This is a genomic window from Sediminibacterium sp. FW305-C-49 (assembly GCF_058231085.1).
On record NZ_JBIQXS010000001.1, the window covers coordinates 700,236 to 715,162 of the forward strand.

6 protein-coding genes are annotated in these 14,927 nt (G+C 41.1%); 2 read left to right on the top strand and 4 right to left on the bottom strand.

What is annotated here, in order from left to right:
- Positions 1–7,171 (top strand): DUF8696 domain-containing protein (locus ACH3Z1_RS02900; protein WP_490820338.1); only part of this gene is annotated, 7,171 nt, incomplete at its 5' end.
- Positions 7,168–8,202 carry a PorP/SprF family type IX secretion system membrane protein gene (locus ACH3Z1_RS02905; protein ID WP_490820339.1) on the top strand — a complete coding sequence of 345 codons (1,035 nt, stop codon included), beginning with the start codon at positions 7,168–7,170 and terminating at the stop codon, positions 8,200–8,202. The genes ACH3Z1_RS02900 and ACH3Z1_RS02905, both read left to right, overlap by 4 nt.
- 6 nt (positions 8,203–8,208) lie before the next feature.
- On the opposite strand, the gene ACH3Z1_RS02910 is transcribed toward ACH3Z1_RS02905, so the two are convergent.
- From ACH3Z1_RS02910 to ACH3Z1_RS02925, 4 genes are read right to left on the bottom strand one after another with little or no spacing between them, the layout of a single operon-like run.
- On the bottom strand, positions 8,209–8,868 hold the full coding sequence (locus ACH3Z1_RS02910; RefSeq protein ID WP_490820340.1) for a hypothetical protein: 660 nt from the start codon (positions 8,866–8,868) through the stop codon (positions 8,209–8,211).
- Between the two features lie 49 nt (positions 8,869–8,917).
- A complete protein-coding gene (locus ACH3Z1_RS02915) occupies positions 8,918–11,536 on the bottom strand; it encodes an OmpA family protein (RefSeq protein ID WP_490820341.1) in 2,619 nt (872 codons plus the stop codon).
- Positions 11,521–12,510, bottom strand: a complete 990-nt coding sequence (locus tag ACH3Z1_RS02920) for a PorP/SprF family type IX secretion system membrane protein (protein ID WP_490820342.1) — start codon at positions 12,508–12,510, stop codon at positions 11,521–11,523. The genes ACH3Z1_RS02915 and ACH3Z1_RS02920 overlap by 16 nt, the downstream gene beginning before the upstream one ends.
- 26 nt (positions 12,511–12,536) lie before the next feature.
- Positions 12,537–14,864 carry a T9SS type B sorting domain-containing protein gene (locus ACH3Z1_RS02925; protein WP_490820343.1) on the bottom strand — a complete coding sequence of 776 codons (2,328 nt, stop codon included), beginning with the start codon at positions 14,862–14,864 and terminating at the stop codon, positions 12,537–12,539.
- Between the last annotated feature and the right edge of the window lie 63 nt (positions 14,865–14,927).

Below are 14,927 nucleotides of genomic sequence, written 5' to 3' on the forward strand. Positions count from 1 at the left end.
TACAAATCTTACTACCACCACGCAGTACAGGGCTTCTGTTCAAAGCGGTGTTTGTGCTCCTCAGTATTCCAATATTGTTACCATTACCGTTTTACCCGCTGTCACCACTGCCAATGCTGGAACTGATCAGTCTATCTGTAATGTTACCGGCATTACACTAAATGGTAATAACCCAAGTTCGGGAGCTGGCAGCTGGTCTGTTCTTGCAGGTGCGCCTTCAGCCGTTACATTTACAAACGCTGCCAATCCTTCAACCACAGTAAGTGGCTTGGTTGCCGGTACTTATCAATTTGTATGGACAATATCTAATGGCACTTGTGCGGATTCAAAGGATACAGTTCAGGTTGTTATTCATCCTCCTTCTGTTCCAGGTAATATTGCGGCAGAAGCTACTGTTTGTGCAATATCAAATAACGGAACGCTTACTTTGAGTGGTTTTACCGGTAACATTCAGCGTTGGGAATATTCAACCGACTATGGCACTTCATGGACTACTTTAAGCAACACTACCAATACGCTTGAGTATACCAATTTAAGTTCAACTACTACATTCAGAGCTGCTGTACAAAATCAAAATTGTCCTGTACTGTACAGCAACCTTAATACCATTACTGTATTACAGCCAGTAACACCCGCCAATGCCGGACCTGATACCACGTTTATCAATGGTGTTTCGAGTTATATGTTAAATGGCAATACACCTACTTCAGGAACAGGCATCTGGTCAGTTGTACCAGGCGCAACTTCTACACTTAATTTTTCTGGTATAACTAATCCAAGGTCTACCATTACAGGTCTTGATTATGTTCACGGTACCCCACCAACAGATGGTAAATATTTACTGGTTTGGACCATTTCGAATGGCTACTGTCCGGTTTCAAGAGATACCATGCAGATTACAGTACAACCGCCTACCAACCCGGGTGTAATCGGACCCGATGCGGTGGTTTGTACTGGTAACAACAATGGTACACTTCAGCTTACCGATTATCTTGGAACCATTCTTCAGTGGGAATTATCGGTTAACAATGGTGTTACATGGTCTATCATTTCTTCTACTGTTGGCACCAACCAGGATACTTACACATATAGTAATCTTACACAAACCACATTGTTCAGGGCATTGGTAAAAAATGGTGTTGGAGCAGAATTATATTCTGGTATTGCCGCAACAGTTACTGTGCTTGAACTGGTAACCCCTTCCAATGCCGGGCCGGATCAATTGCTATGTAACACAACATCTACTACACTTGCCGGCAACAGTCCCACTTCGGGCATGGGCACATGGTCAGCACTACCCGGCAATCCAACCATCGCTGCATTTTCCAATGTTGTAGATCCAAATAGTGTAGTGAGTGGTTTAACATTTGGTACTTATTATTTTGTATGGACTATTTCAAATGGTATTTGTTCCGACTCGAAAGACACAGTAGCCATCACCATTCAGCAACCAACTGTTGCAGGGAATATTAGCGCAGACAATACAGTTTGTATCACCAGTAATATTGGAGCATTAACCCTTACCGGATTCTTTGGCAATATTGTTCAAACCGAATTCTCGATTGATAATGGTATCACCTGGTCTGGCATCAGCAATACAGCGAATCAAAGCAATATAAGTTATACCAACCTTACGCAAACCACTCAATATCGTGGTCAGATAAAAAATGGCGTTTGTCCTGCATTATTTACCAATATTGTAACCGTTACTGTTTTACCAGAAGTTACTCCAGCCAATGCAGGTAGCGATCAGGTATTGTGTAATGTAACTGCTGCTGCATTGACTGCCAATACCCCTGTTTCGGGTACTGGTATATGGACACTTGTTCCAGGTGCTCCTTCATCAGCAAGTTTCACCAATGCTGCCGACCCTTCTACTACTGTGAATGGATTAACTTATGGTACGTATCGTTTTATCTGGACCATTTCGAATACTCTCTGCGCAAGTTCATCTGATACCGTTGAAATCCGTATTGTACCATCAACCATTGCCGGCAACCTGGTTGCTTCTGCTACTGTTTGTGCAACCAATAATACCGATATACTCACACTGTCTGGTAACAATGGAAATATTATCCGTTGGGAATTCTCGGTTAACAATGGCGGATCATGGACCAATATTTCCAACACATCCAATACTTTCACTTATAATAACCTGAATACGACTACTTCTTACAGGGCATTGAATCAAAATGAAATCTGTCCTGCCCTGTATTCTAATGAAGTGACTGTAACCGTAATACCTCCTGTTACAACTGCCAATGCTGGTACTGACCAAAATTTGTGTAATGTTACCACTGCCACCCTCAATGGTAATACCGCAGTTTCCGGTACGGGTACATGGACAGTAGTTGCAGGAGCTCCTTCTGTTGTGAACTTTACCAATGCGAATGATCCAAATACTACAGTATCTGGTTTAACCATTGGTACCTATCAGTTTATCTGGACCATTGCCAATGGAACTTGTGCCAATTCTGTTGATGTTGTTCAGGTAACTATTCATCCACCCACCATTGCCGGCAACCTGGTTGCTTCTGCTACTGTTTGTGCAACCAATAATACCGATATACTCACACTGTCTGGTAACAACGGAAATATTATCCGTTGGGAATTCTCGGTTAACAATGGCGGATCATGGACCAATATTTCCAACACATCCAATACTTTCACTTATAATAACCTGAATACGACTACTTCTTACAGGGCATTGAATCAAAATGAAATCTGTCCTGCCCTGTATTCTAATGAAGTGACTGTTACTGTTATACCTCCTGTTACAACTGCCAATGCTGGTACTGACCAAAATTTGTGTAACGTTACCACTGCCACCCTCAGTGGTAATACTGCAGTTTCCGGTACAGGTACATGGACAGTAGTTGCAGGAGCTCCTTCTGTTGTGAACTTTACCAATGCGAATGATCCAAATACTACAGTATCTGGTTTAACCATCGGCACCTATCAGTTTATATGGACCATTGCGAATGGAACTTGTGCCAATTCAACAGATATTGTTCAGGTAACCATTCATCCACCCACCATTGCCGGCAACCTGGTTGCTTCTGCTACTGTTTGCGCAACCAATAATACCGATATACTCACACTGTCTGGTAACAACGGAAATATTATCCGTTGGGAATTCTCGGTTAACAATGGCGGATCATGGACCAATATTTCCAACACATCCAATACTTTCACTTATAATAACCTGAATACGACTACTTCTTACAGGGCATTGAATCAAAATGAAATCTGTCCTGCACTGTATTCTAACGAAGTGACTGTAACTGTTATACCTCCGGTTACAACTGCCAATGCTGGTGCGGATCAGACTTTGTGTAATGTAACCAGTGCTTCACTTAATGGTAATACTGCCGTTTCTGGTACGGGTACATGGACAGTAGTTGCAGGAGCTCCTTCTGTTGTGAACTTTACCAATGCGAATGATCCAAATACTACAGTATCTGGTTTAACCATCGGCACCTATCAGTTTATATGGACCATTGCGAATGGAACTTGTGCCAATTCAGCAGATACTGTTCAGGTAACAATAGATGCCCCAACTGTTCCCGGAACGCTGGTAGCCGATGCCACAGTTTGTGCCACTGCCAATAGTAATATTCTTTCGCTCAGTGGATTTACGGGTGATATCCTCAGGTGGGAGTTTTCAACTACCGGTGGTGCTTCATGGAACAATATTGCAAATACCACTAACAACCAGACTTATACAAACCTGGGTACCACCACTGCTTATCGTGTTCTTGTGCAGAGTGGCACTTGTAATCAATTGTATTCAAATAATGTTACCATTACCGTATTACAACCGGTAACTCTTGCAAATGCCGGACCTGATCAAACACTTTGTAATGCAGCGACAACTGTGTTACAGGCAAATCAACCTGTTTCAGGAACAGGTACCTGGACATATTTATCCGGACCAACAGTTCCTGTTTTTGCAAATGCAGGAGACCCCAATACAGTTATAACAGGTTTGAGTGTCGGCACTTACGCTTTTGTATGGACCATCACCAACAATCTTTGTGCTGATTCAAAAGATACCGTACAGATTATTGTTGCACCTGTTACTGTTCCCGGAACCTTATCATCTCATACAACTGTATGTTCAGGTTCTAATTCAGGTACGCTACAATTAACAGGTACAACTGGCAATATTATCCATTGGGAATACTCAACTGATAATGGAGCAACATGGACCATCATATCAAGCAGTACTGCTCAGTACACCTACAATAATCTTACTACTTCCACATTATTCAGGGTCTTGGTTAAGAACAGCGTTTGTGCAACAGGTTATTCAAACCCTGTATTGATTACGGTAATGCCTCCGGTTACCAATGCCGTTGCCGGATTAAACCAGGTTATATGTAACAGCAGCACGACAAGGCTTGATGGAAACACCCCCTCTTCCGGTGTTGGTGTATGGAGCCAGACTGCAGGCCCTACAACAGCCCTCTTCAGCAATGCCAATCATGCAGGTACAAACCTGTCGGGTTTGAGTACTGGTACTTATCGTTTCATGTGGACTATTTCAAATAATATCTGCCCTTCTTCAAGTAATGAGGTTGAGGTAAGAATTGATCCGCCTACTTCTGCTGGTCAGCTTAGCCAGGATGATACAGTTTGTACCAATCTTAACAGCGGCTCACTGTCAATCAGTAACTATACCGGATCAATTATCAGATGGGAAAGTTCTACAGACAATGGCGCCAACTGGACTGTTATCAGTACAACACAAAACAGCTATACATATTCAAATCTCACCGCTACGACAAGATTCAGGGTGCTGGTTCAGAGTGGCGTTTGTGCTTCTCTATATTCAAATACGGTTACCATCACCGTTAATCCATTAACCGTAGGCGGACATATTGCTGCAAATGATACCGTTTGTGTTACTTCAAATAATGGCACATTACAGCTAACCGATTATGTAGGTGATCTCATTCGTTGGGAGTCATCTACAGACAATGGAAAAAACTGGAACCTGATTAATTATACTGGTGCTCAGTACAGCTTCAGCAATTTAGCTACTACAACCATGTTCAGGGTAATGGTACAAAGTGGCGTTTGTTCTGCTGCATTCAGCGACTCTGTAAATATTGTTGTTGATGCAGCTACTGTAGCAGGAGCATTAAGCGGGGCAGACACCGTTTGCTATAATAATAACAGTGGAAATATTATTTTATCTGGAAGGCTTGGAAGCATTGTGCAGTGGGAGTCATCAGAAAATAGTGGAGCCAACTGGACTGTATTAACTGCACCACTTAGCGATACGTTGGGTTATGTAAACCTTACTAGAAATACTTTATACCGAACGCTCGTTAAAAATGGCACTTGTGCGATTATGTATTCCAGCCCGGTTGAAATTAGTGTTGTGGCGCCGGTAACAGTGGCCAATGCCGGTTCAGATATACTTGTATGTAATGCAGCTACATCTGCCATGCTCCAGGGAAATACACCTGTAGTCGGAACAGGTATGTGGAAACAGATAACCGGTCCTAATACTGCTGTACTTGCTGACCCAACCAAACCAAATACTGTCATTTCAGGACTTGTAACTGGCACTTACCGGTTTGCATGGGAAATATCAAATGCTGTTTGTGTAAGTTCTTCAGATACGGTAGCTGTAAATGTTGACCAGACAATAGCAGACTTTACTTTATCAGGTGTTCATAATTGCGGCAATACCGTTTACCAGTTCAATGACGGTAGTCGTTCCAATTTTGGTATCCGCAACTGGAAATGGAGTATTGCGCCGGGCGATACGGTTTCTCAAAAAGAAAACACCATCAGGTTTACAACTGAAGGAACCTATACGATGAACCTCAGTGTTCAAAGTAATGCTGGCTGTGTTAGTTCATTGCAAGCGCAGTTCTTTGTTGACATATTCGAATTTCCTAAGGTTGATATCGATGCCATCAGAGATGTTTGCAAGGGTCAGCTTACCCAATTGGCACCCATTGTTAATTCAAGAGATACCATTGCCATGTTATTATGGAATCTTGGTAATGGCACAAGAAGTACAGATTCTCTCATCTCTGTTCGTTATCTCGTAGATGGTCAATATACAGTTCGCCTTACTGCTACAACTGTAAATAATTGTTTTGATTCGGCTTACAAAGCGATGACGGTACATCCGTTACCAATAATCAACATTACACCAAACAGCACTATCTGCAAAGGTGATTCTATTCGCCTCGTAGCTTCAGGTGCCATGAATTATATCTGGTTCGATCAACTCAATAATATTACTGCAACAGGGCCTGCTTCAAAAATTGTACGACCTGTAGGAAGTACAACTGTTCGAGTGATCGGGTACGATCAGCATGGTTGCAGTGACATTAAGTCTACCAGTATCCGTGTTATTCAGCCATTGAAAATGTTTGCCGCACAGGGCGATACATTATGTATAGGAGAAAGCAAACAATTGGCCGCAACAGGTGCAAGTACATACAGGTGGTATCCTGAAACAGGTTTAAGCAATACAAGTGTCGCCAACCCGGTTGCACGACCAGTTGAAACAACAGTCTACAATGTAATTGGTAAAGATGACCACAACTGTTTTACAGATACGGCACAGATCAAGGTAGTCGTTGGCCGTCCAACACCAATTAATATAGGAAGAGATACTGTTATTACCGCAGGAACAAGTTTCCAGCTAGGGGTATTATCAGTAAATGCCATTAACGGCAGCAATGATCAAATCCGTAAATGGCGTTGGGGTGGTGCAGCATCCATCAGTTGCCCAACATGTCCAACACCTGAAGTAAAACTTTCAAATGACGCCTGCATATCCTGTACAGTGGTAAACAATTATGGATGTGTTAGTACAGATACCCTTTGCATTAAAACCCTTTGTCCTGCAACAGAACTATTTGTTCCGAATGCATTTTCACCCGATGGAGATGGCGTGAATGATGTATTACTGGTTCAGGGTAAGGGTATTAAACTGATCAAAAGTTTCAGAATATACAACAGATGGGGTCAATTGGTTTTTGAAAAAGCCAACTTCTCACCTGGCGATCCTGCATATGCATGGAACGGTACTGCTTTTGGAAAAGCGGTAACTCCCGATGTATTTGTATATGTATCGGAAGTCATCTGTGAAAAAGGATTACCAACCACATTTAAAGGAAATATAACCATACTCAAATGAGCAAAAATTCTACCCTCCGCATCATTGCAATGACAGCACTACTGATCGCTGGTAAAATCCATGCACAGGATTTTACCTTCTCTCAGTTTTATGAGCAACCATTGTTACGCAACCCTTCTTTAGCAGGTGTATTTACAGGTGATATCAGGGCCTCAGTGGCGCATCGCAGTCAATGGGGCAGTGTAACGGTTCCTTATAAGACATCGTCATTCAGTATAGAACACAAAATTCCCATGGGCGGAAAAAATGATTTCCTCACGGTTGCTTCTCAAATGAGTATCGATGTAGCCGGAGATCTTCGTTTGAGAAGAACACAAATACTCCCTGCCATCAACTATCATAAATCATTAAGCAATAATGATGACACTTATCTGTCGCTGGCATTTATGGGTGGACCTGTTTCAAGTCAGTTTGACGCTTCCAAATTAAAAATGGGTGACCAGTTCAGGGGGGGAGAATATAATGCTTCTAACCCAACATCGCAGCCTATTACCAACACCAGTTATTCTTACTGGGATCTTAGCACAGGCTTGTCGTTAAGCACATCATTCAACGATAAAACAAGGGTATATGTAGCAGCCGGTTTATCACATGTAACCAATCCCACCATTAAATCAGTTACTGGCACCACTGAAAATTTTCTTTCTCCAAGATTATCACTCAATGCCGGAATCAATGCTCCTTCCGGTGAACGTAGTAGGATTATGGGTTTCATTGATTACTTCACGCAGAACAATAACAAACAAATACTGGGTGGTGTTTTATATGGAATGACCATCAGGGAGTATGATGATGGTAACGAGCCAGACCTGTTTTATATTGGAAGCTTTATGAGATGGGGTGATGCATTGATTCCAACTATTAAAATGGAATTCGAGCATTTTAGTGTAGGCGTTAGCTATGATGTAAACATTTCAAAATTAAAAGTAGTATCAAACTGGAGAGGCGGTCTCGAACTCACAGCAACTTACCGAGGTTTTCTTAAAATCAGAAACTCAACAATCGATAAAACAAGGTGTGTAAGATTCTGATTAGTTTTACATTACAAATAGATACGAAACAAACTGACAACCCGACCCTACCAGTAAGCCATAATAGATTTCGGCATTGGTATGATCACTCACCAATAGCCGTGAGGTACATATAAGTCCTGTCAGCAACAATGCTATACTGATATAAACTCCGAATGGCGCTTGGTAATAATAAGCGAATAAAATAACCGCCATTGCTGCTCCCCCTGCTGCCATTGCATGCAGGCTGATTTTAATAAAATTATTAAACACAAGCCCAACAGATGTTGCAATAAAAATTCCCATAAAGAAGAATTTAAGTACTGCTGGCTGGTCGGCAAAATTTCTGCTCAGGTAATACATCCACCAGTAAAAGAACATCGTAATCACAAATGGAATGATTCTTTCTTTCTGTGTTCTCAGAAAAATACTTTCGCTGAATTTCAGTCGCCACAAAAGAAAAACCGCAAATGCCGGGAAAAAAGCTGTGAGCCAGAACAGACCAAACAAACGCATCTTTAACTGCCAGGCAGTAATACCGGCAAATTCATAAGGCACCTGCTGCATCAAAAAGAAGAAAATATAAGTAGGAATAAACAGTGGGTGAAAAACATAAGAAATGATTTTCGCTATAATCACCAATAATAACGGCTGTTTATTTTCCTGTATTTCAACAACGTCTTTCATAAAGCGGTTTTAAGTGCCAATGCTGTATTTTGACACCGCAATACTACGACTACTTGCTGACTTTGATAAAATACACCACCGTATTAAAATTGAAATCGCTGGAAATATTCACTTCTGTACGTTTATTTTCACCATCTGTAATGACCATCAGTGCAGAATTGGGCGGCGTAATACCCAGACTCTCCGCAAAGAAGATCATTTCATTCTTACTCTGATCGCTGCTTAATTTCACATAAAAACTAACAGGTTTATTAGTCCGAAGCAATTGTTTATAGGCCACTATCTCCTTGTTATAAATAACAGATAAGGAATCATAGTCAAAGGACCCGTTATCATATAAATCGATACGAACAGAATCGGATGTGGTATAAACAAACAATGGTTTACTTGGAATTCGCATTTTCATTTCATCCACAAGGTTAGTGGCTTTTACCTTAGGCACAAACTCAAGCAACTCACTTATATCTAGTTTTTTATATTGCCCCTGACCTGTTTTAGCTTCCTTATCAACAAGCGGCTTCTGTTTGTTTCCATTTGCAGTAGCTGGCTTGATGAGATTAAATTTACCTGATTGCTGTTTAGTATTTACATCAGTCTCAGGCTCTTTTGCTTTTTGGTTCCGGGGTTTTCGTTTTGTTGATTTAGATTGACTTTCTTTTGTACTAAACTGTTTTTTGTTAAACGAGTCTGCGTTCTCGTCAGCTTCTTTCAATTCGCTGTTTACTTTTTTATCAGTAGCAGACATTGTATTATCAACCAATCCATTGGCATCCACTTCTTTTCCGGAAGGCTCCCAACGTGGATTTTTCTCTGTTGTTAAAATCAGATCAGATCTTCTGTTCGCCATTTGCGCTGCCTTATTATAAGAAGCATCTTCCTTACAAGCCAGCAGGAAATATCTTTTGGCAAAGAAATCGGTGTTGATTCTTGCAGGGTCAATACCTTGTCTCATCAGGTATGCTTTTACAGATGCAGACCTTTTTTTAGACATATTTATATTAGCCTCTCTTGAGCCAATACAATCAGTAAAAGAGGCAACCATAATATTAAGCTCCGGATTTGCTTTCAACTGGCGAACAATTCCTTCGAGTGTAGGAATGTCAACGTTTCTAATGCGTGCACTCGCAAAATTGTAATTGATATGCAATCTGTTTTGGGTAATAGCATCCACAGAATCTACCAGCGCCTGCATGATTTGAACTGAATCCGGTTTGCTAACTGGTGGTATTACCGGCTTATCCTGTATCGTATCTTTTTTAAGTATTGGAGCTACAAACGCTATCGTATCGGCTTTGGGTATAAATGGCAGTAAAATTGCATTGAATATCTCGAGACAACAGGAGGAGTTTCTGTCTGAACTGAAATAAACTGTATCTGACCCCTTGTATTTTTTATAATACAGATCATTTTTACCAGAGTTAAGCGGGTGCCCCAGGTTGCTTGTACCCGACCACAGATTTTGCTCAGGATTTCCATGACTTTTATAGATATCCATTCCGCCCAAGCCTACTGCACCATCTGAACTAAAATACAAACTACTGTCACCTGCATCATAATATGGCGAAACCTCTTCTTTTACCGTGTTGATATTCACCCCTGCATTGATAGCAGCGGTTTCAGGTGTTTTACCATTCATTTTTACAAACCAGATATCATAGTTACCTCTTGTTCCCGGCTGGTCGGAAGAGAAAAAAAGATACCGCCCATCAAGACTGATAAATGGTTGTTTCGACTGATACCCTTTTACATTTACCGGAGCAGGCAATAGCACTGGCTTGCCCCATGGTGCTGAAACAGTACTACGTTCCATGTAATAGATTCGATATTCATCTGCTGACCCTTTATTGGTTTTCCATCCTGTGAAATATATGGTCAGTCCATCTGCTGATAAAGATGAAGCACCCATATTTAACTCTTCGTCTGCACCGGAAGCCAGCTTCTTTACAAATGCACTGTTTTCATTCCCTGTATAGATACGCACAGGAAATATTTTTTGCTTACGAACCATTTCATGTCTTGAGCTGGTAAACCAGATCGTACTGTCATTTGTTTTTTCAAGGGCAAAATTGGAACCATCTGCCGAGCCTGTTAACGTATTTTTTGTAACGGTTGCCCTTGGATTTTCTTTTACTTCTTTGATGGCAAATAAACTGGATGCAATACCCAGTCTCGCCATGCTTGCATATTCATCTTCTTTCCGGTACTGTGTTAAAAAATCATTGTATGCTTTCTGTGCGTTGTGAGGGTCGCCAACTGAGAGTAACATATTAGCATACCACAACTTTGCCAGGGGAAAGCGGTTGTCGCTATAACCGAGGTATGTTTTGTATTGCTGCAGGGCTGCGGCATTGTCATTATAAAGTCTGTATGATTCTGCTAACTGAAAAGTTGCGCTGGTTATTTCGGATGGATTAAGCTTTCCGCGTTTTCTTATTGGCTGATATGGATATACTTTTCCGGGTGTTGATTTTACCAATGGACTATCATATAAAACGGCTGCATATAGTTTTGCCGCCTGGTAATAATCTTTTGTTTTAAATGATGCATCAGCCGTTTTAAGTATTTTTTTTGCGCGCTGTGCATATAAATCCTGCTTACCCTTTACAAAAGAGAGTAACAAAATGGTAAAAAATAAAAAACAATATTTAGGGCTTACAATCTTGGGCATACAAACTTCGAGTCAGTGATTTTTCTTCTACCAATAAAACTGATAGATAATTCATATCCTCCATTACCTGAGGATGCGGTTTTCATTTTCGACATATTGATATCATAGCTGAATCCTATAGTGAGTCCATTCAGGTGAATACCGATATTGGGAGCCACTGCATCATTCAAACGATAAGTGGTACCCAAAAGTAAATCGGCTCCATCCTGTATTTGCATATTCAGCGACACCCCACCTGTAATTTCGCTCGCATCTCCCTGTTTCAGCAATACGGCATGAGGAGTGATATCAACTTTATCGGTCATACGCATTCTAACACCACCATGTACAGCATAACGCATAGGAATTTTGTTGTTGTTTCCATTTGCCAGAAACTGGTTACGTGGTTGTGTTGGATGATAGGCACTTACACCAAAAAACGCATTCATGGCTTTTTCCGGCTCTGCATCAAAATAAACCAGACCTACACTTCCATCCAATGCAGTAGCATTGGTTCGCATAAATTGCTCATTCGACGGAATCGAAGGATCATAACCTACCAGCGGATTGTATTGATTTCCATATTGAAATTTTCCCGGGTCAATACCTCTATTCAGCATACCTACCTGAAATCCTCCACTGATGATTTTATACTCAGTCAATCTTGCCTTGTAAGAAACCGATAAATAACCGTTGTTATAATAATATCCTCCGTCGCCGGTGGTCTGGCTTAATACAGTTAATCCAACTGCAAAAGCATCAGACAAAGCCATATCACCCGAAATGCCTTTGGTGGTAAAGGGAGAAGATATGGATGGCCATTGATAACGATAATTGGCCGTTACGCGGTAGTAACCGTCATTCACACCCGTTAATGCCGGATTAAGCCATAAGGGATGCGCATAATACTGTGTAAAATGTGCATCCACCTGCGCTTCTGACCTGTTCACAATTAGTATGATCGTGAGACTGATCGTGAGTATAATTTTTCGCATCTACATATATTTAATGATAGATTGATTTACCTGATCAGGTTAAATGAACCTGCTTTTGTTACCTTATTTCCATTCTGCACTTTCACCTCCAATGCATAGGAATATCTTCCGGCAGGAGACTGGTTGCCTTTATATATTCCATCCCAGCCTTTCTGTCGGTCGGTTGTAATAAACAGCTCCTGCCCCCATTGATTATAAATAACCAGTCGCATCGTTTCAATGGTATTACCATATACCTGGAACAAATCATTAACCCCATCGCCATTGGGGGTAAATACATTGGGTATATAAATTCCGTCACCAAATGGATTGAGTGTAGTGGCTATTACTTTTACACTATCACTTGTTTCACATGTATAATTACCAATCGCTTTTACCCATAGTTTAATGGTTTGATTGGGTTGCAATCCGTTCACACTATGCGTGAGTCCCTGAAAACCAGATGAGGGATCATTGTAAATAAGTCCACTATCAACACTCTGTTTATAGCCAATAGCATTTTCTACAGCATTCCATCGAAAGCGGATGGATACACCTGTAATATTATCTGCCTGAACATTAGGCGGTGTAATTTTTTTTCTGACAATAATGGTTGCATTTGCTGCTTTTGCCGGACACAATGCAGGATTACCTTTGGCACTTACCATAAATGTAGTATCAGACTGCACACTATTGAGTTTCAGGTATTCGCCTGTATTGACAGCAGTTGAATTACCCGGCACATACCATTGATAAGTAACGCCTGTTTGTGGCGACCTGATAAATAATGAATCTGATTCTCCCCTGCAAACAGAATCTTTTGCCACACCTATCGTAAAATCATCTGTTATACGTCCGAGTAATACTTCAGTGGTATCTTTTACAGAGCAGGTTCCGTCTGAAACAGTCACGATGTACCGATCGGTTTGTTTTGCCCATCTGGTTTGTGTTGTTGTACCATCATTCCATAGATAGGAGCTGAAACCAGTTCCTGCATCGAGCAGTGTACTGTCGGCACAGAGTTTTACGCTGTCAGTCAGTGCAGCATTTAACGCATTTACTGTAATCAGGATACTGTCTTTTGAAACATCAGCACCAATGGTTCTTGTAACAGTGTATCGTGTCGTTTGTACTGGCTCAACCTTTATGTTTTTTGTAGTAGCACCATTTGACCAGGTATAAACCGTATCGGGTTTGGGTGCTGTTGTTGAATCGGGATAGTAGGCCCATATACCATCAAACCTTGCCCAGATCAAACGTTTACCTACTTCATCGTAATAAGCATGATTGGGCAATGATGTTCTTGCCATGGCTGGTGGTCTTACCGTACCTTCTGCCTGAAACTCAGTAAATCCGGCATCTTTAGAGGGATCAAAACGAAATGTTTTATTCGTATTGGTAAGGAACTGGTTGGTAATATAATCACCCGTTGGCTGAAATCCACCAAAAAGATAAAACCGCGACTTATTATAATCATAAGCCAGCGCCCCTTCATATTGAATGGATGGATCATTTACCGGTAATATATTTCGGAATTGATAGGTGTTCAGATCCAGCTCCCACAAATCTTTGAGCCAGCAGAAAATACCGGTAGCAGTTGCCCATGGACTTCCCAATGCACATGCACCCGTTAACTCACTACCACTGTAATTACCCTGACCAGAAAAAAGATAAAGTTTGGAACCATCTTTATTGCCTGCAACAATGTTTCCGCCTTTTGGTGGAACCATATCGATAGCTGGATTATTTTTTTTCATCTGCCATGCAGTTCCGTTGTGTTCAAATATCCAGCTCTTTACTTGCGCCGATCCATAACCGCCGTAAATGCCTATTTGCTGTAACATCGGATTCCAATAGGCAGACGCTCCATAACATTCATTGTCTGTTACGCCTGCTCCTACCAGCGTCCATGTGCCACCATTGGCTGGTAATGCATAAATATTGTCCCTTCCACTTCTCCAGCACAATAAACGGTTATTGGTGAAATCATATACAAACTCACTATAATCACCAGGCCAGTTGGTAGCGGGGATAATAGTTACTTCATTTTTTTTCAGATCATACCGTGTAACTGTGCGGTTAATAATTGAATATAGGTATTGGTTCACCTTATCATAACCAAATGGTCTGATATTAAACAGTGCAGGATTAATCTGGCTGCTGCTGATCAGTTGTTTCCATACACCAGGTAATAAAGTGTCTTTGGGTAAAGGATCACGTAATTCCAATTGAACAGATACGCCTTTACAAATGGTAGTGTCGGACTGAATAATGAAACGTGTTGTATCTGCAGCATAAGATGCACACAGACTAGGTTGAGACATGGCCATAAGCAAAGCCATGAATAAAGGAAATAATACATTTCGCTTTTTCACGTGGATGGATATTGAATTTTAGCTGCCCGTGCAGATAAAATAAAGGTAGAGAAAACCACGAAT